We start from the raw sequence: 25444 nt of genomic DNA, 5'->3' as shown, positions 1-25444 counted from the left end.
CATTCAGTCCAGGAAGCGGTAGCCGACGCCGCGGATGGTGGCGGGAATGCCGATCACGCCGACATCCTCCAGCTTGCGCCGCAGTTTGCTGACATGGCTGTCGACGGTGCGTTCCTGCGCATCGCCTTCGGGCAGGCAGGCATGCAGCAGATCCACCCGCGCATGCACCTGCCGCGGCGCGCGTGCCATATGCACCAGCAGCCGGAACTCGGTGAGGGTGAAGTTCAGCTCGTGCACCTGCTCGCCATGGCGCACGGTCACCTCGTGGCTGCGCAGGTCGATCTCGAAGGGCCCTTGGCGGATCAACCCGTTGGGCGCTTCGACGACGGCGCGGGCACTGCGGCGCAGCACGGCCTGGATGCGGGCGACGATCTCGGCCGGATTGAACGGCTTGGCCACGTAGTCGTCGGCGCCCACGCGCAGGCCGGTCAGCTTGTCCACGTCCTGGTCGAGCGCAGTGAGCATGATGACCGGGGTGTTGCCGATCCGTCGCAGTTCGCTCAGCACCTGCCAGCCATCCAGTTTTGGCATCTGCACATCCAGCAGCACCAGGTCCGGGCGCAGTTGACGGTGGCTGGCGAGTGCCGCCTCACCGTCGGCGGCGCGGGCGCTACGCAGGCCGGAACGGGCCAGGTAAGCACTGAGGATGTCGGCGATTTCGCCCTCATCTTCGGCAATCAGCACCAAGGGTGCCTGTCGGGTACGGAGATCGTGTTTCATCGCGTGCTGCGGGTTCGGGGCAAGGGTGGGCAAGGGCGGGATCAGGGGCAGGGTCATCGTCGCCGCTGCATGTCCTGCGCCTCTTCGTTGGCAGCCCAGGCGAGGGTGGCCAGCACCAGCGTGCGCTGCAGGCTGGGTTCCACTGCACCTGCGCCGCGCAGCTGCTGCAGCATCAGGGTGGAGACCGCCGCCGGCAGCTTGCTCCAGCGCGATGCCATGGGGGTGGTGTTTACCCGGGCCTGCAGCCGCGAGGCCATGCCCAGGATGGCGCTCAGGCGCAGTGCCAGCAGGGCGACGATCGCGAGAGTGGCAAGGGCGAGCAGCAGATGCAGGGTGGCGTCGGCGACCGGGTGCGTTGCCGCCCAGACCGCCAGACCAATCAGCGCCAGCGACGCGAGTGCGCCGGAACGGCCAGTGCAACCGGGTCCATCGCTGCGGAACCCCACCAGGGCGGCCGCCCCGAAGCCCGCCAGCAGCGGGGGTAACGGATCCGGCGCGGCCAGCATCCAGCTGGTGGTCGATGCCAACACGACGGCGATCAACCACGGCGAAGGCGCACACCACGCCAGGTAGGCACGGCGCACATCGATGGGTGGCAGGTCTGGATGGGAAAGGGACACGGCAGGCGGGCAGTCGGCAAGGCCGACGAGGCTAGCGACCGTTGATGGAGACTCGGTCGAGATTGTGTCGAGATTGCGTGGACGCAGGCTGCAGCATTCAGGCGCGGGGCTGGTGCCTGAACGGCTGCCGCGGCTCCATGCAATCTCCACAGTGGCTCCAAGAAACGTCCATCCGCGGCTTCCAGACTGCAGTTTCGGCGGTCGCACTGGGCGACTGCACGCAGCCGGGCGTTTCGATGAGCAACCGCAGGATCTGGATCATTGCCGCCACCGTGACCACATTGGCCGCCGGCGCTGGATTGTGGGCATTTGCCGGCGGCGATGATGCCGCGTTGATCACCGCGCCGGCAAGGGTGGCGGATCTGGAGAAGACCGTACAGGCGGTCGGCCGGGTCCATCCCAAGGAGCTGGTGGCGGTGGGTGCGCAGGTGTCCGGCCAGGTCAAGCGCCTGCATGTGGTGCTGGGCCAGCGCGTACAGGCCGGTGACCTGATCGCCGAGGTCGATTCGCAGCCGCAGCGTATCGCGCTGCGCAGTGCCGAGGCGGCCACCAACACGCTGCGCGCCCAGCATGCGGCCAGCCAGGCCCGCTATGCGCAGGCCAGCCGTGCTTACCAGCGGCAGTCGCAGCTGGTGGCGTCGCGCCTGGTGTCACAGGAAGGTTTCGAAGCCGCACGCGTGGCGCGCGATGCGGCACGCTCAGAGGTGGCCGCGCTGCAGGCGCAGATCGACCAGGCCGTGACCCAGGTCGAAACCGCACGGATCAACCTGGGCTATACCCGCATTGTTTCGCCCAGCGACGGTTACATCGTGGCCATCGTCACCAAGGCCGGGCAGACGTTGAACTCGATGCAGACCACGCCGACCATCGTGATGCTGGCGCAGATGGATACGATGACCGTGCGCGCCGAGATCGCCGAGGCCGACGTCGAGCTGGTGGCACCGGGGCAACCGTTGTGGTTCTCGACACTGGGGCCAAGCGGCCGCCGCTATGAATCCCACCTGCAGCAGCTGGAACCGGCGCCCTCCTCGATTGCCGACGTCGCCACCGGCAATGCGGGTGGCTCTGCGCAGACGCCGAAGGCGGTGTACTACGCCGGCCTGTTCGACGTGGCCAATCCCGGCCTGAAGCTGAAGCCCTCGATGACGGTGAAGGTGACCCTGCAGCTGGCACGGGTTGCCAACGCGCTGCAGGTGCCATTGACGGCGCTGACCGATTCGGATGGCAAGGACGGCAGCCGTGGAACCGTGCGCGTGCTCGACACCAAGGGCCGCGCCCAGGAACGTGCGGTGACGACCGGCCTGCGCACCGCCACCGCCGTGCAGATCCTGTCCGGTCTGCGCGAGGGTGAGAACGTGGTGGTCGGCCAGGCGCCCAGCGGCGGCGAATCCGAACCGACCAGCCTGCTGGGGATGTGAGCATGGCCGACGTACTGCTGGAACTGCATGGCGTATCGCGCGCCTATCGCTCCGCCGCCGGCGAGGTGGTGGTGTTGAAGGACGTGTCGCTGCGCATCACGGCGGGCGAGTTCATCGCCATCATCGGCCCGTCCGGTTCGGGAAAATCCACGCTGATGAACATCCTTGGCTGCCTGGACCGGCCGACCGAGGGCAGCTATCGGGTGAACGGCGAGGCCACCGAGCAGATGGCGCCGGACGCGCTGGCACGCTTGCGGCGCGAGCATTTCGGTTTCATTTTCCAGCGCTACAACCTGATGGAGAACCTGAGTGCCACGGAAAATGTGGCACTGCCGGCAGTCTATGCCGGCGTGGATGCCGATGCGCGCACCGCCCGCGCGCGCATGCTGCTGGAAACACTGGGGCTGGGTGAGCGCACCACGAACCGGCCGAGCCAGCTGTCCGGCGGCCAGCAGCAGCGCGTGTCCATTGCCCGTTCGCTGATGAACGGCGGCGCGATCGTGCTGGCCGATGAACCCACCGGCGCGCTCGATCACGCCAGTGGCCAGCAGGTGATGGCCGAGCTGAAGCGCCTGCATGCACAGGGCCACACGGTGATCCTGGTGACACACGATGCGGCGATTGCCGCCAACGCGGCGCGGGTGATCGAGATCGCCGACGGCCGGGTGGTGACCGACCGCGGCGAGCGGGGATCGCGTGCTGCGGCTGAAACACCCGGGACCGAACGCGGCGTGTCGCCGGTCACCGAGCGCCGCGCACGCATGGATGCGATTCGCGAAGCCGCGCGCATGGCCGTGCGCTCGATGCTGGCCCATCGCCTGCGCACGCTGCTGACCATGCTCGGGATCATCATCGGCGTAGCCGCCGTGGTGACCGTGGTTGCGCTGGGCAAGGGTGCACAGGCGCAGGTTGAATCACAGATCAACGAACTGGGCGCCAGTACGCTGGAGATCTTCCCGGGCTCGGATTTCGGTGACCCGCGTTCGGCGGAGATCGAGACGCTGGTGGTGGGCGATGCGGACCATTTTGCGGCGTTGAGTTACGTGGACAGCGTAAGCCCGAACCTGAGCGGATCGGTGGCAGCGCTGCAGGGCAACCGGCGTGCCAACACCCAGGTGCTGGGCGTAGGCGCCGACATGCCGCGCGTGCGTGGGCTGCGGCTGAAGGCCGGCCGCTTCTTCACCGACGCCGAAGTGGATGCGCACCGCGCCGTGGGCGTGGTCGACCAGAAGGCGGCCAAAGCGCTGTTCAGCGGCAGCCCGATCGGCAGCACGGTGCTGCTGGGCGGCATGCCGGTGGAGGTGATCGGTGTGGTCGGGGCCAATGCGTTCGCTGGCGGTGCAACCCCGACGGTCTACGTGCCGTATACCTCGGCGGCCTCGCGACTGCTGGGCAGCGAGCGCCTGGAGAGCATCACGGTGCGCGTGCGCGACAACGTGCCCACCAACGCCGCCGAAGCCTCGCTGGGGGCCGAGCTGGAGCGGTTGCATGGCCGTCGTGACTTCTTCATCTACAACGCCGACCAGATCCGCAAGGCGGTGATGAAGTCCAGTCAGACCATGGCAGCGTTGGTTTCGGCCATCGCAGCAGTGGCGCTGGTGGTCGGCGGGGTGGGGGTGATGAACATCATGCTGGTCTCGGTGAAGGAGCGCGTGCGCGAGATCGGCGTGCGGCTGGCGGTGGGCGCGCGGCAGGGCGACATCCTGCGCCAGTTCCTGATCGAGGCGGTGCTGATCTGCCTGTTCGGTGGCGTGCTGGGGGTGCTGTTCGCGTTCGGGGTGGGTGCGCTGTCCAGCCTGCTGTCGCTGGGTGTGCCGTTCCTGTTCACGGCGGGCCCGGTGCTCGCCGCGCTGGCATGTTCGTCTGCGATCGGGCTTGGCTTCGGCTACTTCCCGGCGCGCAGTGCGGCACAACTGGATCCGATCCAGGCGCTGGCAGCGGAGTAGGCGCAGGCCCGGTGCAGGCATTTGTGGAGCCGAAGGCAACGGCAGGAGCCGTTGCCTTTGGCTCCACAGGAGCAGCCTCAGGATGAGGGGCGCGGATGCGTGCGCACGCGTGCACGCTCGCGATACAGACGGCTGTCGGCGCGCTGCAGGGTGTCGGCCACCGTCTCGCCGGGTGCGTGGTGGGTCGCGCCCAGCGAGAAGGGTGTGGGTGACTGCCCGGCATGCTGCGCATACCACTGCTCCAGCGCGGCCAGCCGTCCCGGTTCCGGTGCAGTCAGCACCACCATGAACTCGTCGCCACCCATACGCACTACGCTTTCCATTGACCCCAGTGGAGCGCGCAGGAAGGCGGCGAACTCGACCAGCACCGTGTCACCCCGCGCATGGCCCTGGGTGTCGTTTATCTGCTTGAAATGATCCAGATCGAACATCAGGCAGGCCCAAGGCTGGTCGATCAGTTCGTCCAGGCGGGGCAGGAAGCGGCGGTTGTAGCTCTGGGTGAGGGGGATCCTTGAAGGACATCTCGCGCAACTGCTGTTCCTGCATCCGCAGTGCGGTGACGTCCTGCGCATGGCCGAGCACGTAGGGTGGGGTGGCCTCGTTGTCGAGCACGTTGTGATACGCCCAGAAATGCCGGGAACCATCGGCGGCGATCAGCTCGATGACGCCGGCATCGGTGTGGTTGACTGCGATGCGTTCCAGATACGCCTTGAACGCGGCCCGCTTCTCCGGCGGCATCAGGTCGCACAAGCTGCGCCCGATCATGTAGCTCTCATCGAAGCCCAGTGACTGCACGGCCGCTGGGTTCACCGAGGTCAGCACGCCCTCCAGCGTGTGGGTGCAGATCAGGCCAAGGCTGTAATGGAACAGCCGCCGGTAGCGGGTTTCGCTGGCTTCCAGTGCATCCAGCGCGGCGCGCTCCTCGGTGATGTCCTGTATGGCCCCGACCAGCCGCGGCCGGCCATCGACCTGCTGCCGGCCTCCAACCACGCGGGTCCAGATGGCTCGTCCGTCGGCGGTGGTCATCGGCAGCTGCACCTCCCACGACGTGCCTTCATCGATGCAACGCTGCACCGCCGTGCGGATGATGTTTCGGCTGTCCTCGCGATAGAACGAGAGCGCAGTTTCGAGCGTCGGTTCGAAGTTGCTGCGCACGCCGTGGATCTGCTTGGTTTCGCGGGTCCAGCGGACCTCGTTGCTGACCAGGTCCATTTCCCAGCCACCCACCCGGGCCGCGCGGTTCGTGCGCTCCAGGAAGTCCTCGCTGCGCTTCAGCTCACGATGCAGGGCCTTGGCCTGGCCCACCTGGGCCATCAGCGTGCTGCGCTGCTCCAGCACCTGGGTGGTGACCCGGGCCAGATGCACCATCAATTCGCGCTGCGAGGGAGACAGAACGCCCGGCATCGGGTCGAGCAGGCACAGCGTTCCTATGCGCGCGCCATGCGCCGAGCCCAGCGAGATGCCCGCGTAGTGACGGATGCGCGGGCCGCCGGTCACCAGGGGATTGGTGGAGAAGCGAGGGTCCTGGCGCGCGTCCGGAATCTCGAACAGCGTGTCCTGCTGTATGGCATGGGTGCAGAATGAAATCTCGCGCGCGGTTTCGCTGACACCTTCCAGCCCGATGTTGGCCTTGAACCACTGGCGCTCGTCGGCAACAACTGAAATCAGAGCCATGGTCATGCCGGTTGCGGCACGCGCTGCGGCGACGATCGCATCGAAAACAGGCTCTGGTGGCGTGTCGAGCAGGTGCAGGCGGTCGAGTTCAAGCAGTCGTTCGGCTTCGTCCATGGCACTTTTCAGGGCGGGGTGGCGAGGGCGGCTTCGGCTGTCGGGCACTACGCTAGTGCGTACCACGTTATGTATCGCCAGCGTCGGGTGATGCCGGTGTGACGCGTTGGCATCAGCGTTTCGGTGGGCCGCACGTGGGTCGAGCCAAAACGTGACGGCGGTCGCGGACATGCAGCGCGTGTCGAACGACGGGGTAACGACGGGGTAGTGCCGGCCGCTGGCCGGCAACTTCGTGACGCCGGGGTACTGCAGATGCCGGCCAGCGGCCGGCACTACCGGTCGATTGGCCGGCAGGCGACGCAACGCGCAACGCACGCATCACGGGGCGTTCCGCCAGCAGCCGCAATGGTGGGCCGCATAGGCTGGGTAGTGCCGGCCGCTGGCCGGCAACTTCGTGACGCCGGGGTACTGCAGATGCCGGCCAGCGGCCGGCACTACCCCATCACACGACCAATGGCATCGGCCAGCAGGGCGCGCACCCGTTCCGGCGGCAGGTCGGGGTCGCGCACGGCGCGCATCGCCAGACCTTCCACCAGCAGCCGCAGCAGCAGGGTGCGGCCTGCAATCTGCTCTTCGTCCACGATCCGGCCCTGATCGACATCGCGCTGGCGCAGCCAGGCATGGATCGCGGCACTGGTCTGCTTGTCATGGGTGCGCAGCACCCCTGCCAGCATCGGGTCGCGATGCGCCTCGGCATTGATCTCTGCATACAGGGCCACGCTGGCGATGGCATTGCCGTGGATCGGCAGCACCTCGCCGCGTGCCCATTGCTGGTAGCACTCCAGCAGCCCATCAATCAGATCGGACGCCACCGGCATCTCGCTGATCGAGGCCTGGTCGTGGCGCAGCTGGCGCTCGATCAGGGCCAGGATCAGGGCGCGCTTGTTGGCGAAATAGCGGTACATCAGCCCCTGGCTGATCTCGGCCTCGGCAGCGATATCGCCGATCGAACCGGCATGGAAACCACGGGTGATGAAGCACTTCTGGGCGGCGTCGAGGATGCGCCGGCGCTGGGCTTCGGCATGGGCGGCGGCATGGGCGTCAGCGGGTGCGGCCAGGGCGGTTTTCGGCGTCATTGCATGAAGTCGGGGCGTCCAGAGGCGGGATAGTACGTCACAAAAGGTGTGAATGAACGGTCATTCATTTGTAATTCCCGCCTCCCAGACTGCGCCGGCCTTCTCCTTCCGCGAATGAGTCCGATGCGCCACGCCCTGCTGCACCGCCCGCTGCTCACCCTCGCCATTGCCGCCGCGCTGCCGGCACTGGCCCATGCCGAAGACAGTCCCAGTGCCGACGCCGAGGCATCCTCCGAGGCCGCGCGCACTGTCGTTGCCCTCGACCAGGTGATGGTGACCGCGCAGAAACGCGCCACCAACCTGCAGGAGACCCCGATCTCGGTATCGGTGGTCGATGCCGAAGCGCTGAAGGACCGCAGCGCGATTTCGCTGGGCAGCCTGTCCGATGGCTCCATCCCGTCGCTGCGGGTCACGCCGTTCGCTACCCGCAGTTCGGCGCTGAACATCGGCATCCGTGGCATCGGCGCCTCCGGCGACGCCAACCAGCCGGCCCGCGACGCCGGCGTCGGCATCTACGTCGACGGGGTGTTCATGGGCCGCGCACAGGGCCTGGGCAGCATGCTCTACGACGTGGAGCGTATTGAAGTACTGAAGGGGCCGCAGGGCACGCTGTTCGGCCGCAATACCGAAGGCGGCGCGGTGAGCATCGTGACCAAGGCGCCGACCGGCGAGTTTGGCGGCAACGTCAGCGCGGGCGTGTCCAACTTCAGCGGCTACAACAGTGCGCTGCACCTGGATCTGCCCAGGGTGGGCGATGTCAGCTTCAAGATCGACGCCGTGCAGGCCAAGCGTGGCGGCACCACCGACAACCCGATGCGCGGCGAGCGCGACTTCAACAGTTACGACAAGCGCGGCGCCCGCCTGAGCGCGCTGTGGCAGCCGAGCGATGACTTCTCGCTGCTGTACGCGTTCGATCGCTCCTACGACGCCACCACGCCGTACCACACCCAGGTGCTGGTGCCGGGCGCGTACCTCAGCCCGTTGCAGAAGGCCGGTGCCAGCCTGGATCGCCGCGACAGCGCGATCCTCGGTGGACCGCAGGAAGACAACATCGGGCGTACCAGCGGCCATCTGTTGAACCTGTCGTGGACGCTGAATGACAACCTGGAGCTGAAGTCGATCAGCTCATACCGTGAACTCACCCAGGGCCAGTTCGACATGGGCCTGGTCGATGCGATTTCCGCTTACGGTGGTGCAGGGACGCCGTTCGGTCGTTACAGCCTGGCGCAGGTCTACCAGCACCAGTACAGCCAGGAATTCCAGCTGATCGGCAATACCTCGCAGGTGCAGTTCCTCGGCGGAGCGTTCTACTACCACGAGACTGCCGGTGACAATGCGCAGACCCCGAACATGCTGGTCTGGGGGCCGGGTGGCAACAGCTACACCGTGAATCCGGCGACCAACCCGCTGGATCTCTCGCGGGTACGCATCGATCGCGCCAGCAAGGCCTGGACCGACAGCCTGGGCGTCTTCGGCCAGGCCACGTGGACCCCGGAAGCGATGCAGCGGCTGCACCTGACAGCGGGTGGCCGCTATACCCGCGATGACAAGAAGGGCAGCCTGTACATCGTCAATGGTGCGGCGACCAACCTTGCGTTCAAGGATCGCTGGAGCCGTTTCGACCCGATGGTCAATATCGCCTACGACCTCGGCGAGCACGCGATGGTCTATGCCAAGTACAGCACCGGCTTCAAGGCCGGCGGTGCCAACTCGCGCTCGACCAACTACAGCGCGTTCGGTCCTGAAGAAGTGACGGCCTATGAGCTGGGCTTCAAATCGCAGTTCTGGGACAACCGCGCGCGCCTGAACCTAGCGGTGTTCGATTCGACCATCGCGCACAAACAAATGGACTTCTCGCTGCCGTTCGACCCGAACAGTGGCGAGACCCGCACCACCATGGTCACCACCAATGCATTGAGCGATGGCAAGTCGCGCGGCGCGGAGCTGGAGTTCAACGTGATGCCGGTGGACAACCTCACTCTCGGCCTCAACTACGCCTATACGAAGATCGACGCGCAGACCGCGACGGACCCGTTCGGTGCAGGGGTGCAGGTAACGGTCCAGCCGCTGCTGGCGCCGAAGAACGCCGGCAGCCTGTCGGTCGACTACCTGGTGCCGTTCGCGAACTTCTCGGCACTGAAGCTCCATGTGGACGGCAACTGGTCCGATGGCTACTACACCAGCGAGTACGACCAGATGCTGACCGACAGCTCGTTCGTGGTGAACGCACGGGTGGCGCTGGTGGATGTGCCGGTCAACAGCACTGGCACCACCATGTCGTTCTCGTTGTGGGCACGCAACCTGCTCGATGAGCAGCACCTGTTCTACAAGATCAACAGCGCGGCGCTGGGCCAGAGCGGCATCTTCAACGACCCGCGTACCTTCGGCCTGGAAATGGCCGTCAACTTCTGATTCGAACGGAGAATTCCATGAAGCACCGCTCTACCGAACTTGTCCTGGCCCTGATGCTCAGCCTGCCGATGGCTGCGACGGCTGCTGCCGCTGATGCGCCGCAAGTCGCCGCCGCGAAGCCGACGGCCGTTGCGAACGTGAAGCCCGTCGCTGCCGATGCGCAGCGCGTGATCCCGCTGCAGGGCGCCTGGAACGTGCGTACCTTCGCCGGCCTGCAGGGCAGCCACGGTCCGATTCCGGCCGATGCGTTCGTGCGCACCGCAGACCTCGGCCGCCTCACCGATGCCGACCGTGATGCCCTGGCCGCGGCCGGCGTGAAGCTGGATATCGACCTGCGTACCGCCGATGAAGAGGCGCAGTCGCCGGACCTGCTGGCCAGGGATGATCGCTTTGCCTACCAGCGCATTTCGCTGATGGGCACCGAGAAGATGGACCTGCAGAAGATGATGACCAGTTTCCCGGATTCGCTGGGCGAAGCCTATGTGCAGTGGCTGGGCCACAGCCAGCCGCAGTTCAAGCAGGTGTTCCAGCGCATCGCCGCGCAGCAGGACGGTGCCGTGCTGTTCCATTGCACGGCCGGCAAGGATCGCACCGGCATCATCGCTGGCCTGCTGCTGGATCTGGCCGGCGTGCCGAAGTCCGAGATCGTGCACAACTACGCGATCTCCGCGCACTACCTGGAAGGGCAGCCAAAGGACAGCGCGATGAACGCGCAGATCATGGCGCTGGTCAAGCAGAACCCCGAGATCGCCCGCAAGATGGCCGGTATGGCCGGTACCGCACCGGACAACATGGAGCAGTTCCTGGCGGCGTTGCACAGCCAGTATGGTGGTGCGGAAGGGTACCTGAAGTCGATCGGGGTCAGCGAACAGGAGATCCAGCAGTTGAAGGTGCGGCTGGGGCAGGCCGGCTGAAGACTGCCAGGCTGAAGGCAGGTGCCGGACAGCCCGGCACCTGCCGAGCGTCATCACGGCTGCTGCGGTGCTACCAGGATGGCGGCATCCAGTACCGGGAATGTCTGCGGTGCCTGGCCGGACGATGCGACCAGGCGGATCTCCAGCGTGATCGTTCCCCCATCGGCGGCATTCAGTGCCTGCAGGGCCCCCAGTTTCTGCGGCAGCGGCACCGCGAACGTGGTTGGGTGGCTGTGATCCATCCCGGCCATGGTCGGCCCGAAGAACGATACGGTGCCGGCGTAGTACGGACTGTCGGCCGCCACGGAGGCGGTGCCCGCCGGTGCGTTGATCAGCACGTCGAACTCGCGCGTATTGTTCAAACCGCGTGGTCGCTCCAGGGTCACTTCGGCAATCAACTGGCGCGGGCCCGATGTGGTCAGGTGCGCGCGCACCGCCTCATTGGGGACAGCCACGCGGACGGCGCCATCGGAGCGTGTGCCGCGCACCAGCCGCACCGCACCGGCAGCTGCTGGCAGCGTGACCGCCTCCAGCATGTCGTTGCGGCGCGCGTAGACGTAGTCGTAGTCGAAGGCCGTGGTGGAGAAGAACGCGCTGGCCGGACGCTCGCCAACGGGCTTGCCCTGTGCATCGACGAAGAACCGGAACGGTTCGTTCATGAACTGACGCCGCTGGTCGACGTTGACGGGCATGATCGGCTTGCCGCGGGATTGCTGCAGCTGGTTCCACACATCCCACAGGCGGTCCATGTTGGCGTGGTGCAGGTAGAAGATCGGATCGAGTGGTGACAGGAAGTTGGTCATGTTGCCGTAGGGGCCGGGATCGACCGCGCCGACGCCACCGATGCAGTTGTGCACCTTGTTGTGCGGGAATCCTTCCAGTACCGAGAATTTCGTGGCGCCGTCAGGCTGCACCACGTGCGAGGCCGTACGTGAGCTGGTGAAGCTGCGGCTGACATCGTCGTTGTAGAACTCGACCGGCGACAGCCCCGCGTGGATGGTGTCGGGAGACACGGCCGAAGCGGTCTTTGCATCGAAGCCGGGATTCTCGCGCCAGAGGTAGCGGGCGCCGCAGGTGATCGCATAGGCCGCATTGCCCGAGATGCCGGTCTTTTCCGCGACGCTGTAGCCGGTCACATCGTTCCAGACATCGTCTGCAGTGAGGTAGCCGCGGAACTTGAGCTGGCCGCGTTGGCCTGCATCCAGCGTGTCCCAGTAGCGCTGCAACGCCGGGCGCATGAACCGGGTGAAGACCGCCAGGTTGCGCGTATACGGCGCATAGGCGCTGTCAGTGGGCGTCAATACGCCGTCGAACATCGCCGGGGGAATCCGTGGCAGCTCGGTCCAGTCCCAGTAGGGCATGGCGAACTGCGGATCACCGCTGAGCATACGGATGGTCTGTTCGAAGTAGCCGACATAGCCCCGGTGCCAGACATAGAACCACCAGTTGCCGTGCGGGCAGTCCATCAGATGCACGAAAGCGTTGCGGAACCAGTTGCGTGGATCGTCTGCCGGCAATGCCAGCATGGCCTTGATGCCACGCGCGTAGCTGGCCAGCATGCGCTGGCCTTCGGGGGTGGTGACGTTGTAGCGGTGGTAGCGTGCCTGTGCGGCCTTGCCGGCCGGCTCAGCACCGCTGGCCCAGGCCCCGGGTGCTACCAGTGACGCCAATGAAGCGCTGGCGGTGGTGGCAAGAAAATCACGACGTGTGTAGCGCATAGCCTTCCCCCTGGTGATTGGTTGAACCGCGTTGGGTTACAAATCACTGGCAGGACCGGCGGCAGCGTGGCGGCCGGCCCGACGGGGACATCCAGCCCCGCCGCTTCCACCGGCAGGTGCAACGATGGCAGGGGTGGAAGCGGCGGTAGTATAGGCATGGCAAACAGAGCTGATCTGCGAAGCAGGCCACAGTCGCAGGCGCGTACACATCCGCCCGGCTGAAGCTGTTCACCGTCGTCGTTGCGGCGTTGTCGATCAGCCAGGCATGGCCTGGCTCTACTGGTCGGGTTTCACCCTTGCCACCCGTTTCCGGTACTCGTACACGTTGTCACCGCGTATGCGCTTTTCCTCGGTGCCGGTGACCCGGCCCACCTGCTGGTCTGAACCGGTCACGGGCTGCGCCTCGATTTCGGTCTCGTGCTCGAAGGAATGCGATTTGTCGGTGTTGCGGTAATAGCGGTACAGCGCCCAGTACAGCGCGGTTGCGCCGGCCGGACCTGCCGCCAACAGCCAGAGGCCACTGTCGTCGCTCATGTCGATGCCACCAGGAAGGCAATTGCGAGGGCTTCAATGACGGTGCCGGTGGCAAGGGCCGCCAGCAGCATCTTCCATTGCTGCACGGGCACGCTGCCCATGGTTTCGCCGGTACGGCCGTTCACCGCGATGTAGTGCAGCATGCCGCCGTTCTTGCCAGGCTGATGGTACGAGTACAGCCAGACCGGCAGGTACATCGACACCCAGCGGGTGCCATGCACCTCCAGCTGTTCCTGCTCCCAGCGCACGCCGCGGTTGTAGCGCTTCACCGAGCCTTCCACCTGTGCGCGGGCAATCGACAGCAGCTGGTCTTCCAGCCGCGGCCGCAGCTTTTCCACATCCAGGTTGCGCTTCTCCGAAGTGAAGCCGGCCAGGTACGAGGCGTTCCACTTCACCGCGTTCTTGGTATCGAACGGCAGGATGGTGTTGATGATGTTGTTGGTGTTGGCGCGGGTATCCAGGTTGCCGCGCTCGGCCGAGGATTCCAGCGGAAGATCGTCGACCGTGAAATCGACCTGGCGTTCGACCTGGTAGACATCGGCGTCGTAGAGGGTGCGCTTGTTCTTCTCGCTGCCGACCGTGTACTCACGGGTCTTGATCTCGCCTTTGCCGGCCACCGCAGCGCTGACATTGCTGTCGACGATCATGTAGGGCAGGAACACGCCCACCACGTTTTCAGGGGTGAACTGGTCCTTGAACGCCTTCAGCGCGAACATCCGGCGCTTGTCGACGAACTGGCGGATGCGCGCGACCGCATCGTCCTTCTTGATGTGGAAGGGCAGCACCGCATCGGGTACCGCGCCATTGGCAATCTGCTCATTGACGCCGAAGACGTGGCGGCACCAGTGGCAGCGCGCCGTCATCGTGCTTTCGGTGTTGACCGTGACTTCTGCGCCACAGCCCGTGCACTTGAAGGTCATCAACGCCGAGGTGTCGGCATCGATGTCGCGTGCGCCGGAGGCGATGACGGTGCCGCGCAGCTGGTCGATGGCCTCGCCCAGCCCGAACTCCTCCTCGACGCGTGCGCCATGCCATTCGTGACGGCAGTACAGGCAGACCAGGATATCGGTACCGGCCTTGGGCCGGATGTCGGTGGCGCCGCACTTCGGGCAGCGGTTGAGGCCGTCCTTCAGCTCGCTGGCCGAAGTATCGATGGCCACAGGATCGGGCGCTTCCACTTCATCGCGGATGGCCTGTGGCAGTTTCGAGGTGTCCAGCGGGAAGCTGCCGGGCAGGGGAGGGACGTCCTGCGGCGAACCGGGCCCATCCAACGACGCCGCCGGCAAGGGCGGCGGCGTCGCGGGCGCGGATCCGGGCAGCGGCGGTGGGCCGTTTCGGGGATCGGACATGTTCGTTGTGCGTCCTGCTGTTACAGGCCCAGTGCCTTGGCTTTCAGGGCGTCATAGTCGCTCTGGGTGATCAGGCCCAGGTCCAGCATTTCCTTGGCCTTCTTCAGCTTGGCGACCGGGTCATCCGCGGCCGGAGTGACCGGCTGCTGCATGCCACCCACTCCGAACATGCCCGAGGCCATGCCGACGCCGACCAGGCCGGCCGCGCCGCCGTTCTCGCCGGCCGACTGGATGCCCTGGGCGACACTGGCCTGCAGGTTGGAATTGCCGCGCGAACCGGACAACGCATCGGCGCGCTGCACGGTCTTCAGCAGTTCGCGGGTATTGGCGTCGTATTCAATCGAGACGATAGCGGTCTTGACGATGGCCAGACCACGGTCGGACTTCCACTGGTAACCCTGTTCGACCGCAGCCGACAGGCTCTGCGCGAAGCCCAGCGAGTCCTGCTGCAGCTTGGTGATGCGGTTGCCCTTGCTCGGGTCGTTGGTATACAGGCTGAAGGCCGGCGCCAGCGAACCGACCACTTCATTGAACAGCTGGCTGGCCGCGGCGTTGTCCAGATCGGTGAAGTCGAACACCTGTCCCGGCTGCAGGTAGCTGGCCGGTACGAAGTTCTTCACGAACAGGATCGGGTCGACGATCTTCAGCGTGTACGAACCACGCGTGACCGCGCCGACCTGGGTATTGAGGAAGCCGTCGTCCCAGTAGATTTCCGATTGGGTGCCGAAGCGGTTATCCGGCAGTTCCTTCAGCGAGACGAAGTAGGCTGCCTGCTGCGAGCCGGGCTGGCCGCCGAACTTGAAGCGTTCCCAGCTCTGCTTGATGAAGGTGCTGACCAGGCCGTCGCCGGCGAAGATCGACTGCGAGTTCAGGTCGTCAGAGCGCCACTCGTAGCCGCCCGGTTCGGCGACGAACGCGGTGATCGCGCCGTCCTGGAACAGCAGCAGGCCATAGCCCTCCGGCACGATGATCTTCGAGCCGTTGGTGATGATGTTGGACGAGCCGCTGGTGTTGGAACCGCGGCCGGCATTGGTGCCCTGCGGCACCGCCGCGAACAGGGCCGCCGTGGACGGCAGGCCCGCCGGCACGGTGTAGAAGTCCTTCCACTGGTCGGCCAGCACACCGCCAACCGCACCCTTCACCGCCTGTACCAGACCCATGACCAACTCCCTGTGATTCGAGGGCAGGCACCATGCCTGCCGAGCTGGACTGAATATAGCAGTGGCCGGGGGCGGCTGTGGTGCCGGTGGGTGAATGCCGTCTCTGCCTTCGACCGCTTGTGCCGCGAATGGCTCAGCAGGTGCGGGCAGTAGATTGATCTGGCGTCAGGGCGCCCCACCGGGACATAATCAGCCTGCCTCGAGCGAGGCAATATGAAATTCAGAGTATCAACGGACGAACAGGGGGATTCATGGATGTTATTCGCGTTCTGGTTGAAGAGCCTTCCGAAGGCAATGTAAGAAACGGCCTGGCGTCGATGCGTTCGGGCATGGCACGTGTGGTTGAAGTAGGTGCCATGGAAATGGATGATAGTGTCCGGAAGATGGCCGAACATTTCTCGAAGATGCTGGAGGACGGCTTTTTGGCCTCGACTTCAGTCGTTGTGGATGAAATCGAACTTTCGTTGGCCGTAACCGCAAGCGGCGGCGTTGAGTTGCTCGGGAAGTTCTCTGCTGGGACCCAGGCGGGGCTTAAGCTCAAGCTCAAGCGGAAGGGCTGATGAGATGAGTACTGAGGCCAGCAGTTTCATCGAGCGTCGGAAGCGGGAGCAGGATCATCCTCTAGGCAAAGTGCGCCCGGAGCTGATCGCGGAGATTGCCGAGGAACTGGAACTACCTGCGGCAACTGGCTTGCCAGATGCCGCCTGTCGGGTGCAGATGGTTCTTCAGGATCTGCGGCCCGTGCTTCCAGAGTCCATCATCAGCCGCCTTGACGATGGTCGGATCTCAGCTGCGGAAATCTACGAGTACAACCCAGCCGTATACGTCCAAACGTTCCAGGACGGGAGTTACGGCATCGTGATGACATCAGCGCTCCCCGAGTATCTCTATCGGGTCGCAAGGCCTCTTTCCAGTGCGCTCATTCGCCTTGAAAGCAATCCTTCCAAGGGGCTTGAGCTCGACGAGTTGGCGCGCATCCTGGGCGAGATTGTCTGGTGGCAGTGCGAGGGTAGTTTCGGCCCTGACTACGAAATCTCAAAGCATCAGCGCGTCTATGCCAGCGAGCTCGCCATGCGTGCTCAGCGTTTTCTGGTTGCACATGAACTCGCGCATGTGATGTGCGACGTTGAGGATAAGCTGCGAGAGGCGCGGCCAGAAGCCGTCGGGCCTGTGGAGGAGGAGCTTGTTTGCGACTACATCGCGGTGCAGCTCTCGATGCACGCCAGTTCGGCGCGTGATGATGATCCGAATTTCCACATGCTCAACTATGCAGCTGCGGAGTTCGCGCTACAGTCGTGGTCCTTGCTGGAACGCTTGGGCGATCATGCGACTGATGCGGGCTCTCATCCTGCTCTCCCAGATCGGCTTGGGGCGATGCGACAGGCACTGCGCGATTGCTGTGAGGATGAAGCGACGTTCGAACAGATCGTATTGGTTGCAGATCTGATCGATCGTGCATTCGCCCGGGCTGCTGATCTGTTGCCAGACATCGAAGTGCGGTTCTCCGCCGACGCCGATGCTTTCGCATGCGACATCCATGCACTTCTTGATGAGTGCTCGCTCGAAGACGTCCCTGACTACTCCCGATTCCGGGAAGAGATCAGGCCCATTCTTGGGCGTGGCTATCCAGTAAAGCTCGTCGAGGCGGTGCTGAGTCCGGTGATCGATGGGTTCTTCCTCGCAAACCGATCGGGATCGCCTGAATTCTCTGATGAAGAGATCAAACGGCGCTTTCGCCGGATGAAGCTCCTCTATAGTCTGCAGGGCAATTATTCAAAGGCGATGGACACACTTCTGGAGTGTGTATTCAGTCGATACCGATAATGAGGGCAGGGCAGCCGTCCCGGCCATGCCGATGACTGGCTGGGACGAGTTGTTCAAGTAGCTACAACATGTACGGAATCTTGAACGCCAACGTGAAGTCCGGCGCATCCGGGGTCAACCCGATGCCCAGCAGCGTCACCAGCGTGGTGTGCTGGTTCAGCGCATAGGTCACGCCCAGGTTAAGTGATGCCGCATTGGCATCACTGCCGATTACCTTCATCCACTTGCCGCCCTGGAAGCGGGTGGAAGCGCGTGCGCTGATGCGGTCACTGAAGGACAGGCTCAGGCTGGTCCGCTCGTTGAATGCGAAGGCCACGCCTGCGCCGAAGTACACCGAGCCGCCCAGCTTCACATCGCCCGGGTTCACCGTGTCCGGATTACTGTCGATGTCGTTGAACCCACGCGGGATGGAGTGCACGTAGCCAATGTTGGCAAACAGGATGGCCGGGTCGGCGGTCTTCACCATCGACAGGCCCAGGTTGGCCTGCCATACGCCATTGCCAGTGGGTTGCTCGCGCGGCACGGCGAAGCGGATGTAGTCGTCGTCATCGCGCTCGATCACCTTCCAGTCCAGGCCGTAGGGTGCGCGCCCGGTGGGGGCGGTGACGCCGGCGGTAAGCACGGTCTCAGGACGCCAGCCGCGTTCGCCGAACAACCGGTAGTTCGCACTGAGCCCGATATCACCCAGGCCGTTGCCGTTGGTCTCTTCCTGTGCAATGGCGGCCGCTGCTCCGCCGGCGCCGCCCTTCTGGTATACGGTGCGCCGGGCCAGGTAAGGCACGTCCAGGTTGAGCGTCAGGTTCGGGCTGACACCCCAGCGGGCCGCCACGTTGTAGGTCAGCGAGTCGGACTCCACGTTCTCGATGGCGATATTGCCGAGGAAAATGGCGTCCAGCGCGAGGAAGCCGTTGAGGGTGAGCTGCTTGCGGTCGTAGCGGGCGTAGGTGAGGCTGTTCTCGATGGTGAAGCGGCGGGAGAACAGGGCCGATTGCTGTTGCTTCACGTCGTCCACGCTGCGCCGCGACTCCTGCTTGGCCTGTTGCGCCTCGGCGGCGGTACTGGCGTAGCCCTCGCTGCTCGGTGGGACCGCGGCGGCGGCCGCCTGCGCCAATGGCGCGGCCGGTGGGGCTGTGACCGGGCCAACCCGCCCGCTCAAGCGCGCCTGCATGGCCTGGACCTGCATGTCCAGTTCGCGCAACCGCCGCACTTCCTGTGCGTAGTTGGCCTTCAGCTGTTCCAGCTGGTTGGCCAGGGCCTGCACGTCAGCGCCATCGTCGGACGTCGGCGGTGCGGCAAGGGCGGTGCCCGCCAGCGCCGCCAGCGCCAACGGGGTGATCCTCATCAGGGTGTGCATGTTGGTGTCCTGCGTTGTGGAGCGTTTCCCCCAATGCCAGGCCCTGTTACTGGCCTGGCCCCATGCCGCGGTTCAACGCAATCGCCTGGGCCACGTTCTGGCTCAACGGCAGGTTGCTGCCCACGGCGTTGCGCACCAGCTCCAGCCGCAGCTGGTTACTGGCGATCTGGCCGTCACCGGCGAGGGCGATACCCTGGCCGACGCTGCCATTGCGGATCCACTGCTGCACCAGCCCCTGGCCATCCACCTGCAGCAGCAGGCGTGCCTGGTTGCCTTCCAGCATGGCGGTCGCGCTGGCGCCGGCCTGCTGCGCGGTGACGTTGCCTGCGCCATCAGAGAGAACGGCTGGCACGCCACCCTCGCGGACGGTCAGCGTGGTGACGTTGCGCGCGACATTGCCATCGCCGGCCACCTGCACGCTCTGCACCAGGCCGCTGGCGTTGGCCAGACCGCTGCTGTCGATGCTGCGTCCGTTGGTATCAGGCAGCGGCGCATCGGCTGCCGTGACATGCACGCTGGGTTGGAAACTCAGCTTCGGCGCGCCACCACCACGGAAGTCCATGCCCAGGGTGAGGCTGCCCTGCAGCGTCGCGCCGTTGCTGGTCTGCCACTGCGACACCATGGTGACCCCGAACCAAGCAACGTTGTTGCCACCCACGGTGTAGCGCCCCCGCATCAGGCTCAGTTCCGGGTCCTGAATTTCCTTCAGGCCGCGACCGGGAGCACCCTCTGCCGCCTGCAGAGGCAGGGAAGGGAAGGCCAGCAGCAGAGCCATCATCATCGGTTGGCGGAACATGGTCGAACCTCCTTCAGAACAGGTCGGCGTGGCTGAAGCCGAAGTCGACCAGTTCGGCATCGGTGATCGGCCCTTGCCGCGCGTAGAGCGCGCGGGCGCTTGGCCGTTCGCTGGGTTGCAGAAGAGCGGTGTTGCGATCGAAGTCGCTGCCGATCACCACGAAGACCGCGCGCGATGGCCAGGCGGCCAGGAACTCCGGAAGGGCCAGGCTGCGGTTGCCCAGGATCGGGTCGGCCACTTCCACGATGCCGTTGCGCACCTGCTTGAGCACCACGAAATGGCGGAAACCGCGCACGTCCATCAACACCAGTCCTGGCACGCGAAGGGTGCGCAGTCGTGTTTCATCGATGCGGTAGCCCCGACCGCGCATGCCCAGCGATTCCACGTAGCGCTTGATGTCGAGCAGCGAGAAGCCGCGCTCGGCTACCAGAGCGGGATCGGAGACCCCCATCATTCCCTCGATCACCGTCGCCTCGTCGGTATCAAGGTGGTAGGCGTGGCGCAGGATGGTGGCCAGCGCGGCGGCCCCGCAGCTGTAATCGGTGTGCTGCCGCACCACGTTGCGGTAGCGCCGCTCCTGCATGCTCTCCACCTTCTGCTGCAGCAACGCGCCATTGGGCAATACGCCGCTGAAGCGCACCTCGCCCGCCCACGCGGAGGCGGTACCCAGCAACAACAGCATCGCCAGCAGGCGCATCGAGAGGCGGCAACGGCTCATCACGTTCTCCGGCAGCAGGGGGGAGCCCCTGTCCCAAGGGGGAGGAGGAACAGGGGCTCCCGGGGACCCGGCCATTGGCGGACGGCCGGGGTGTTGCGCTTACTCGCCGCTGCCGCCACCGCCGCCGGTGCTGGGCTGGGCGACGGCCAGGGCCAGGCTGTTGGCCTGCAGGTTGCCGGTGCCCGCAGCAACGTTCACGCCGATGTTGCCGGAGGCGCCGGAGAAGGCACTGCCGGACAACGCCGAGGTGTTGGTGGCGTTGACGTTCACCCAGCGCGTGGTGCTGACCGTGCCGCTGAGGCTGGCGTACAGATCGGCCACGCCCAGTTCGACGAACTGGCTGGTGCCACTCTCACGCGTATCGAAGCCCAGGCCGCCCACTCCCGGCCGGTTGGGGTTCATCGTGGCGTTCTGGATCTCGTTGTCCAGGTCGATGTGGCCGGTGCTGTTGCCACCCGGATGTGGCAGCTCGCCATTCCATGTATCCAGATAGTAGTTGGCCATCTGGTAGGCGTTGCCGGTGCCGCGGTAGGTGCCCGCGCCATAGGCCAGCGTCAGGCCGCTGACGCCGCCACGCATGCCGACCTGCACGGTATCCGTGTAGGACTGCACGAAGCCGGCATTGCTGACCGTGTTGCTGGTGGAGACCTGGTTGGAGCTGATGCTCGACTGCGCCACTGCGGTGGTCGCTACCGAGGCCGCGAGCGCGTTCTTCTGCTCGTTGTTGTTGCCCGAGGCGATGTTCACGCCGATGTTGCCCGAAGCACCACCGAAGGCGTTGCCGCCGAGACCTGCGGCGTTGGTGACGCCGGAGTTCATGGTGGCGTTGCCGAAGCCGGCCTGGTTGACGAACACCTCGGCGTCGGCCATGCCGAAGCTGAAGGACGCGTCGGCAGCGGACAGCGACGCGGCATTGTCCTGGGCGTTGTTGTCGCCCGACACCACGTTGAAGCCGAGGTTGCCCGAAGCGCCTGCACCGACACTGTCGCCGATGGAGGCACTGTTGGTGACCAGGCTGTTGCTGGTGACGTTGTTGCTGATCGACTGGCGGTTGTCGATCACGGCAATGGCCGCCGAGTCGAGGTCGATGTCGCCGGTGATGTTCGGGTCACCGGAGAAATTGATGTCGGTGCTCAGCCGCAGGTCCTTCTCCAGGTTCACGTCGACGCCGTGGTTGTTCTTTTCCTTGCGTTCGTCGGCCTGGATGTTGCTGTGTTTCTGCACATTGACATTGACGGTGCGGTTGCGTACGTCGTTGTCGGTGTGGTTGTGCGTGTCGTTGCGGGTTTCGCTGACGGTGTGGTTGTGATTGATGTTCGCGTTGGCGTTCTGGTTGTCCCAGCCATTGGCCGCAGCGGCGGTCGAGGCAGTGGCAATCGCCATGGCGAGCATGGTCTGTTTGACGGTCGCTTTCATGGTGCCCTCTCTCTCATCAGGTGGTGCATCGGTTGGGTGGTTGTCACGGGCGGTCCTGCACGACCAGGCCCAATACGTTGGCCGTGTCGTTGCCGTTGCCCGCGATCTGATTGAGTTGCAGGACCCCGTCGAATCCCCGCAGTGCGGTGCTGGCTACACCTGCGCTGCGGGTGCCCGTCGCGACGCCGTGACCGGTGTCGTCCCGCCCCCCTGCCAACGCGGAACCCTCGGCAGCCAAGGCCGTATCGTCGGTTTCGCGTATGCCCTGTCGGGCCAGCGTCGCGCTGACGACGTTGAGCGTCGTGTTGGCGATGCCGCTGGCCTGGTTGATGGATGCGATGCCACTGGCACCGGCCAGTGCGTCACCGCCAATGAATGCAGTGGCCTGCAGCGGTCCGGACAGCACGCGGTTGCCCTGCTGCAGCTGCCGCGCATTGATCGCGACATCGGCGCGATCACCCTTGGCGATACCCCGTAGGTTGGCCTGCACGTTGAGGTCGCCGGCGGCCTGGTTCACGGCGATGGCGCCATTTGTTCCGGCGAGTGCGTGGCCGTCGATGCGGGCCACGTCGAGATAGGCGAGCATGCCGCTGTAGTCATCGGCCCGGGTCGCCCAGGGCGCGGCAGCGAGCAGCAGAAGCAACCCGTGCAGCGCCTTCATTTTCCACCTGCCGGGGCCGTGCCCTGCAGCGGGAACTGGGCCAGTGCGCCGCGCACGGTATCGGCGATACCGCGGGTGCTGCTGCCGACCGCTCCGAGCGGCCCACTCATGGCACCCCCCAGATTGCTGCCGACCATGCCGTCGCCACTGCGGCCCAGCGTGCCGCCCAGGGCCTGCTGGGTGACCCGTTCAACGGTGGTGCCACCCGGCGCCGTGATGGACGCGGCCTGGCCGGCGCCCATGCCGGCATAGTCCTCATCGCTCAACTCGTCCATGCCGGTTGTTGTGCCGCCGGCACCCAATGCGGTGGCGATCTCGCGCTGCGGCTTCGGGTCGGCAATCAGCGCCATGCCCGGCGGTGCCATGCGATATGCCGGGCGCGCGGATACATCCCGCAGCAGGACGATCTCGCCCGGTTGTGCCTTCACGCCTTGGCGGGCGCCGGATGCGGATGCGCCCGCGCCAACCGACAGCAGGGCCACTGCCAGTGCTGCGGCCAGGCCGCGAATCAGGGTGGAGCCGTCCATGCCGATCTCCCGCGATGGGTGCGGCGGAACCACGCATCAACCGTGCCAACTTCGAAGTGCCCACCGGCCAATGTCGGCACCGTGCCGCACCTGACCGGGCTGCTGCCACGCTGTTACAGGCACGTCGTGGAATTGTTGGGATTTCGAAGCCCCAGGCACTGCAGGGCAAGGGCGGCGGGCGACTGTCGCATCCGTGTTACAGGTGGCGTCGCGGTCTGCAACGGTGCCGCTTCAGCCAGGAATTTCTTGACGCACTGCTCATTGCGCCGCCGTTTAGGGAAGCGCTAGGATCCGCCCAACAAAGGCCGCCCCGGTGGCCGTAGAGGTCCCGGCGGGGGGCGGCACGCCGGTGATTGCCTGACAGTCCGCCGACGGTGTCCGGATGCTGGGGGAAGCATGGCAGCGGTCCCGGAGGCTTCAACGTCACGTTGCGTGCTCTGGTTTGGCGAGCCGTTGGCGAACGAGCGCAGTGCGCTGGCGGCAGCAGGCTGGTATGTGCGCAGCATCCGTCCCGATCCCGCCATGGCGATTGGCCTGCGCGGGCGCGATCGCTTGCTTGCCGTGCTCGATCTGCGCCACCTCGATGCGGTCGCGCTGCAGCTGCTGGTACCGTGGATCGAGCAGCACCAGCATCTACCCTGGCTGGCGGTACTGCCACCGGGTGCCGGACCTGCTTCAGCGGCCTGGCTGCCGTTGCTGCAGCGATGCCGTGCCCGCTTCACGCTGCCGTTCGGCCTGCAGGATCTGGTCTGCGCAATGCGCCAGCAGTTCGACGCAGATGATCCGCCTGTCGACGCAACCTGCAGCGGGCAGGGACCGCACGCATTGATTGGTGAAAGCGCTGCGCTGCATGCGGTGCGCACGGTGCTGCACAAGTTCGCGCCGGTGGAGCTGCCGGTGCTGGTCACCGGCGAAACCGGTACAGGCAAGGAACTGGCCGCACATGCGCTGCATGCGTTGTCGGGGCGTGCTGGCAGGCCTTTCATTGCGGTGAACTGTGGTGCGATTCCGGCCAACCTGGTGCAGTCGGAGCTGTTCGGCCACGAACGTGGCTCGTTCACCGGTGCCGACAAGCGGCAGATCGGCGTGTTCGAATCCGCGCACGGCGGCACGGTGTTTCTGGACGAAGTCGGTGACCTGCCGTCGGAGGCACAGACCAGCCTGTTGCGTGTACTGCAGGAAGGCACCTTCGAGCGCGTCGGCAGCAGCCAGCCGTTGCGGGCGGATGTGAGAGTGCTGGCTGCCACCCACGTGGAACTGGAACACGCGGTGGCGCAGGGCCGGTTCCGCAGCGATCTCTACTACCGTCTGAACGTGCTGCGCCTGCTCATGCCACCATTGCGTGAGCGCGGTGCCGATGTGCAGCTGCTGGCCGAACACTTCCTGCGCTGTTTCCGGCAGCGCCACAGCGTGCGTGCACGCGGCTTTGCGCCGGCCGCACTGCAGGCCATGCGGCGTTTCGAATGGCCCGGCAACGTACGCGAACTGCTGAACCGTGTGCAGCGTGCAGCGATCATGGCCGAGGGCGAGCTGATCAGCGAGCGTGACCTGGAGCTGGGCGCATCGGTGGCGGTCCTGCCTGGGGCGATGCTGCACGATGCGCGGGGCCAGGCCGAGCGCGATGTGCTGCTGCAGACCCTGCGCCAGACCGGCTACAACGTTTCCGAGTGCGCGCGGCAGATGCAGATCTCGCGGGTGACGGTGTATCGCCTATGCCGCAAGCACCGGTTGGAGCTGCCTGCGCAGCGCTGATCAGCCGGCCGCCAGGTGCTTGAACAGGCGCAACGGCTTGCCCGTGACGCGCTCTATCACGCCCTTGGCTTCCAGGTCCAGCTGCACGGCCTTCAACCACCAGCCGGCGGTGGCGCCTGCCGGGAACAGGGCGGCGGGCAGGTGCGGCAGCAGCGCCTGCTTGGCCTGCGCAACGGTCAGGCCTGGCGGTTGCGCAGGCAGGGCCTGCAGCAAGGCATGGCGCATGGCGAGATACTTGGCACGATCCACGCGCTGGATGTGCCCGGGCGTGGTGATGCTCTCGATCTCGATCCGCTCGGGCTCAGACATGGCTATCTCCCGCGACTTCGATGCGTGGGCTGCGGAAGCCCATGGCGATCCACGCCTGCATCAACCGTGCATAGAACCGCAGCGACCGGGTCTGCAGGTTCGGCACATCGTCCGGAAGGACAGACGCATCAGGAAGATCACTGACCATCGTCCGCATCTCCACGGCGGGTCTTGCCGATGCGGGCCACAACAGGCCATACAGGCTCAGCCAATGGCCGCCACTGAACTCCAGGAACAGCGGCGTATTGCAGCAGCCCGCCAGGACGCGGCGGCTGCCGCCCCTGCTGGACAAGCGCAACGCACGCAGCATGGAATGTCCGGCGTCGATGCTGACGCGATCCTTGCGGTGCATTACGAAAAGCGTCTGGCCGTGCGGGCCCAGTACTTCGGGTGCTCGGGGCAGCGACTGCAGCATGGCGCCGGCCTTGCGGC

At 65.5% G+C, this 25444-nt stretch carries 22 protein-coding genes and 1 pseudogene; 7 read left to right on the top strand and 16 right to left on the bottom strand.

Going from position 1 to position 25444, the window contains the following annotated elements:
• Positions 1 to 3: 3 nt before the first annotated feature.
• Positions 4 to 720: a response regulator gene (locus ACZK3J_RS12370; protein WP_478475870.1), complete on the bottom strand. Its 717-nt coding sequence runs from the start codon at positions 718 to 720 to the stop codon at positions 4 to 6.
• Between the two features lie 53 nt (positions 721 to 773).
• Positions 774 to 1340, bottom strand: coding sequence for a hypothetical protein (locus ACZK3J_RS12365; RefSeq protein WP_478475869.1), 567 nt, complete (start codon positions 1338 to 1340; stop codon positions 774 to 776).
• Between the two features lie 236 nt (positions 1341 to 1576).
• Here ACZK3J_RS12365 and ACZK3J_RS12360 point away from each other — a divergent pair, with 236 nt between their 5' ends.
• On the top strand, positions 1577 to 2758 hold the full coding sequence (locus ACZK3J_RS12360) for an efflux RND transporter periplasmic adaptor subunit (RefSeq protein ID WP_478475868.1): 1182 nt from the start codon (positions 1577 to 1579) through the stop codon (positions 2756 to 2758).
• Positions 2759 to 2760: 2 nt separating this feature from the next.
• Positions 2761 to 4704, top strand: coding sequence for a MacB family efflux pump subunit (locus tag ACZK3J_RS12355; protein WP_478475867.1), 1944 nt, complete (start codon positions 2761 to 2763; stop codon positions 4702 to 4704).
• Positions 4705 to 4781: 77 nt separating this feature from the next.
• Here the strand turns inward: ACZK3J_RS12355 and ACZK3J_RS12350 are convergent.
• Together ACZK3J_RS12350 and ACZK3J_RS12345 are read right to left on the bottom strand one after the other, a co-directional pair.
• A pseudogene (locus ACZK3J_RS12350) lies at positions 4782 to 6492 on the bottom strand (sensor domain-containing diguanylate cyclase).
• A gap of 434 nt (positions 6493 to 6926) precedes the next feature.
• Positions 6927 to 7568, bottom strand: coding sequence for a TetR/AcrR family transcriptional regulator (locus ACZK3J_RS12345; RefSeq protein WP_134951520.1), 642 nt, complete (start codon positions 7566 to 7568; stop codon positions 6927 to 6929).
• Positions 7569 to 7691: 123 nt separating this feature from the next.
• Here ACZK3J_RS12345 and ACZK3J_RS12340 point away from each other — a divergent pair, with 123 nt between their 5' ends.
• Positions 7692 to 9980: a TonB-dependent receptor gene (locus tag ACZK3J_RS12340; RefSeq protein WP_478475866.1), complete on the top strand. Its 2289-nt coding sequence runs from the start codon at positions 7692 to 7694 to the stop codon at positions 9978 to 9980.
• 17 nt (positions 9981 to 9997) lie between these two features.
• Positions 9998 to 10894, top strand: a complete 897-nt coding sequence (locus tag ACZK3J_RS12335) for a tyrosine-protein phosphatase (protein WP_032127213.1) — start codon at positions 9998 to 10000, stop codon at positions 10892 to 10894.
• Between the two features lie 53 nt (positions 10895 to 10947).
• Here the strand turns inward: ACZK3J_RS12335 and ACZK3J_RS12330 are convergent, their stop codons facing one another.
• From ACZK3J_RS12330 to ACZK3J_RS12315, 4 genes are all read right to left on the bottom strand, one after another.
• A complete protein-coding gene (locus ACZK3J_RS12330; RefSeq protein WP_478475865.1) occupies positions 10948 to 12612 on the bottom strand; it encodes a tyrosinase family protein in 1665 nt (554 codons plus the stop codon).
• A gap of 276 nt (positions 12613 to 12888) precedes the next feature.
• A complete protein-coding gene (locus ACZK3J_RS12325) occupies positions 12889 to 13146 on the bottom strand; it encodes a hypothetical protein (protein ID WP_032127215.1) in 258 nt (85 codons plus the stop codon).
• The gene (locus ACZK3J_RS12320; RefSeq protein ID WP_049461047.1) at positions 13143 to 14495 is read right to left on the bottom strand and encodes a membrane protein; all 1353 of its coding nucleotides are present in this window, start codon (positions 14493 to 14495) and stop codon (positions 13143 to 13145) included. Before ACZK3J_RS12320 ends, ACZK3J_RS12325 begins: the two co-directional genes overlap by 4 nt.
• A gap of 20 nt (positions 14496 to 14515) precedes the next feature.
• Entirely contained in the window at positions 14516 to 15655 is a 1140-nt protein-coding gene (locus tag ACZK3J_RS12315) for an SPFH domain-containing protein (RefSeq protein ID WP_049401484.1), read from the bottom strand.
• Between the two features lie 251 nt (positions 15656 to 15906).
• Between ACZK3J_RS12315 and ACZK3J_RS12310 the strand changes: the two genes are divergently transcribed.
• Both ACZK3J_RS12310 and ACZK3J_RS12305 read left to right on the top strand, forming a co-directional pair.
• Positions 15907 to 16215: a Pepco domain-containing protein gene (locus tag ACZK3J_RS12310; protein ID WP_152906899.1), complete on the top strand. Its 309-nt coding sequence runs from the start codon at positions 15907 to 15909 to the stop codon at positions 16213 to 16215.
• 4 nt (positions 16216 to 16219) lie between these two features.
• Complete coding sequence (locus ACZK3J_RS12305; protein ID WP_478475864.1) at positions 16220 to 17479, top strand: hypothetical protein; 1260 nt, start codon at positions 16220 to 16222, stop codon at positions 17477 to 17479.
• A 61-nt stretch (positions 17480 to 17540) separates the two neighbouring features.
• Here ACZK3J_RS12305 and ACZK3J_RS12300 read toward each other — a convergent pair whose 3' ends face one another.
• The 6 genes from ACZK3J_RS12300 to ACZK3J_RS12275 all read right to left on the bottom strand — a co-directional run bounded on the left by ACZK3J_RS12300 (position 17541) and on the right by ACZK3J_RS12275 (position 22951).
• The gene (locus ACZK3J_RS12300; protein ID WP_032127219.1) at positions 17541 to 18833 is read right to left on the bottom strand and encodes a transporter; all 1293 of its coding nucleotides are present in this window, start codon (positions 18831 to 18833) and stop codon (positions 17541 to 17543) included.
• A gap of 46 nt (positions 18834 to 18879) precedes the next feature.
• Positions 18880 to 19629, bottom strand: a complete 750-nt coding sequence (locus ACZK3J_RS12295) for a hypothetical protein (RefSeq protein WP_414576599.1) — start codon at positions 19627 to 19629, stop codon at positions 18880 to 18882.
• Between the two features lie 13 nt (positions 19630 to 19642).
• Complete coding sequence (locus tag ACZK3J_RS12290) at positions 19643 to 20347, bottom strand: C39 family peptidase (protein ID WP_049401488.1); 705 nt, start codon at positions 20345 to 20347, stop codon at positions 19643 to 19645.
• 99 nt (positions 20348 to 20446) lie between these two features.
• Entirely contained in the window at positions 20447 to 21763 is a 1317-nt protein-coding gene (locus ACZK3J_RS12285; protein WP_478475863.1) for an adhesin, read from the bottom strand.
• A 43-nt stretch (positions 21764 to 21806) separates the two neighbouring features.
• Positions 21807 to 22424 (bottom strand): hypothetical protein, encoded by a 618-nt coding sequence (locus ACZK3J_RS12280; RefSeq protein ID WP_121503352.1) that lies wholly within the window; start codon positions 22422 to 22424, stop codon positions 21807 to 21809.
• A complete protein-coding gene (locus ACZK3J_RS12275; protein WP_049422221.1) occupies positions 22421 to 22951 on the bottom strand; it encodes a hypothetical protein in 531 nt (176 codons plus the stop codon). The genes ACZK3J_RS12280 and ACZK3J_RS12275 overlap by 4 nt, the downstream gene beginning before the upstream one ends.
• A gap of 396 nt (positions 22952 to 23347) precedes the next feature.
• On the opposite strand from ACZK3J_RS12275, the gene ACZK3J_RS12270 reads away from it, so the two are divergent.
• Positions 23348 to 24703: a sigma 54-interacting transcriptional regulator gene (locus ACZK3J_RS12270; RefSeq protein ID WP_279911845.1), complete on the top strand. Its 1356-nt coding sequence runs from the start codon at positions 23348 to 23350 to the stop codon at positions 24701 to 24703.
• Here the strand turns inward: ACZK3J_RS12270 and ACZK3J_RS12265 are convergent, their stop codons facing one another.
• Positions 24704 to 25012, bottom strand: coding sequence for a DUF6958 family protein (locus ACZK3J_RS12265; RefSeq protein WP_106468122.1), 309 nt, complete (start codon positions 25010 to 25012; stop codon positions 24704 to 24706).
• Positions 25005 to 25427, bottom strand: coding sequence for a GFA family protein (locus ACZK3J_RS12260; protein WP_478476983.1), 423 nt, complete (start codon positions 25425 to 25427; stop codon positions 25005 to 25007). The genes ACZK3J_RS12265 and ACZK3J_RS12260 overlap by 8 nt, the downstream gene beginning before the upstream one ends.
• Positions 25428 to 25444: the final 17 nt, after the last annotated feature.

Source organism: Stenotrophomonas sp. 86428_Sma (assembly GCF_056481585.1).
The sequence above is the reverse complement of the archived record's forward strand: the minus strand, read 5'-3'. Positions and strand labels throughout refer to the sequence as shown.

What these genes read in the sequence shown, in the direction of transcription:
- ACZK3J_RS12370 (WP_478475870.1), bottom strand. Translation starts at nt 720, where the DNA reads ATGAAACACGATCTCCGTACCCGACAGGCACCCTTGGTGCTGATTGCC.
- ACZK3J_RS12360 (WP_478475868.1), top strand. Translation starts at nt 1,577, where the DNA reads ATGAGCAACCGCAGGATCTGGATCATTGCCGCCACCGTGACCACATTG.
- ACZK3J_RS12355 (WP_478475867.1), top strand. Translation starts at nt 2,761, where the DNA reads ATGGCCGACGTACTGCTGGAACTGCATGGCGTATCGCGCGCCTATCGC.
- ACZK3J_RS12345 (WP_134951520.1), bottom strand. Translation starts at nt 7,568, where the DNA reads ATGACGCCGAAAACCGCCCTGGCCGCACCCGCTGACGCCCATGCCGCC.
- ACZK3J_RS12340 (WP_478475866.1), top strand. Translation starts at nt 7,692, where the DNA reads ATGCGCCACGCCCTGCTGCACCGCCCGCTGCTCACCCTCGCCATTGCC.
- ACZK3J_RS12335 (WP_032127213.1), top strand. Translation starts at nt 9,998, where the DNA reads ATGAAGCACCGCTCTACCGAACTTGTCCTGGCCCTGATGCTCAGCCTG.
- ACZK3J_RS12330 (WP_478475865.1), bottom strand. Translation starts at nt 12,612, where the DNA reads ATGCGCTACACACGTCGTGATTTTCTTGCCACCACCGCCAGCGCTTCA.
- ACZK3J_RS12325 (WP_032127215.1), bottom strand. Translation starts at nt 13,146, where the DNA reads ATGAGCGACGACAGTGGCCTCTGGCTGTTGGCGGCAGGTCCGGCCGGC.
- ACZK3J_RS12320 (WP_049461047.1), bottom strand. Translation starts at nt 14,495, where the DNA reads ATGTCCGATCCCCGAAACGGCCCACCGCCGCTGCCCGGATCCGCGCCC.
- ACZK3J_RS12315 (WP_049401484.1), bottom strand. Translation starts at nt 15,655, where the DNA reads ATGGGTCTGGTACAGGCGGTGAAGGGTGCGGTTGGCGGTGTGCTGGCC.
- ACZK3J_RS12310 (WP_152906899.1), top strand. Translation starts at nt 15,907, where the DNA reads ATGGATGTTATTCGCGTTCTGGTTGAAGAGCCTTCCGAAGGCAATGTA.
- ACZK3J_RS12305 (WP_478475864.1), top strand. Translation starts at nt 16,220, where the DNA reads ATGAGTACTGAGGCCAGCAGTTTCATCGAGCGTCGGAAGCGGGAGCAG.
- ACZK3J_RS12300 (WP_032127219.1), bottom strand. Translation starts at nt 18,833, where the DNA reads ATGCACACCCTGATGAGGATCACCCCGTTGGCGCTGGCGGCGCTGGCG.
- ACZK3J_RS12295 (WP_414576599.1), bottom strand. Translation starts at nt 19,629, where the DNA reads ATGTTCCGCCAACCGATGATGATGGCTCTGCTGCTGGCCTTCCCTTCC.
- ACZK3J_RS12290 (WP_049401488.1), bottom strand. Translation starts at nt 20,347, where the DNA reads ATGAGCCGTTGCCGCCTCTCGATGCGCCTGCTGGCGATGCTGTTGTTG.
- ACZK3J_RS12285 (WP_478475863.1), bottom strand. Translation starts at nt 21,763, where the DNA reads ATGAAAGCGACCGTCAAACAGACCATGCTCGCCATGGCGATTGCCACT.
- ACZK3J_RS12280 (WP_121503352.1), bottom strand. Translation starts at nt 22,424, where the DNA reads ATGAAGGCGCTGCACGGGTTGCTTCTGCTGCTCGCTGCCGCGCCCTGG.
- ACZK3J_RS12275 (WP_049422221.1), bottom strand. Translation starts at nt 22,951, where the DNA reads ATGGACGGCTCCACCCTGATTCGCGGCCTGGCCGCAGCACTGGCAGTG.
- ACZK3J_RS12270 (WP_279911845.1), top strand. Translation starts at nt 23,348, where the DNA reads ATGGCAGCGGTCCCGGAGGCTTCAACGTCACGTTGCGTGCTCTGGTTT.
- ACZK3J_RS12265 (WP_106468122.1), bottom strand. Translation starts at nt 25,012, where the DNA reads ATGTCTGAGCCCGAGCGGATCGAGATCGAGAGCATCACCACGCCCGGG.
- ACZK3J_RS12260 (WP_478476983.1), bottom strand. Translation starts at nt 25,427, where the DNA reads ATGCTGCAGTCGCTGCCCCGAGCACCCGAAGTACTGGGCCCGCACGGC.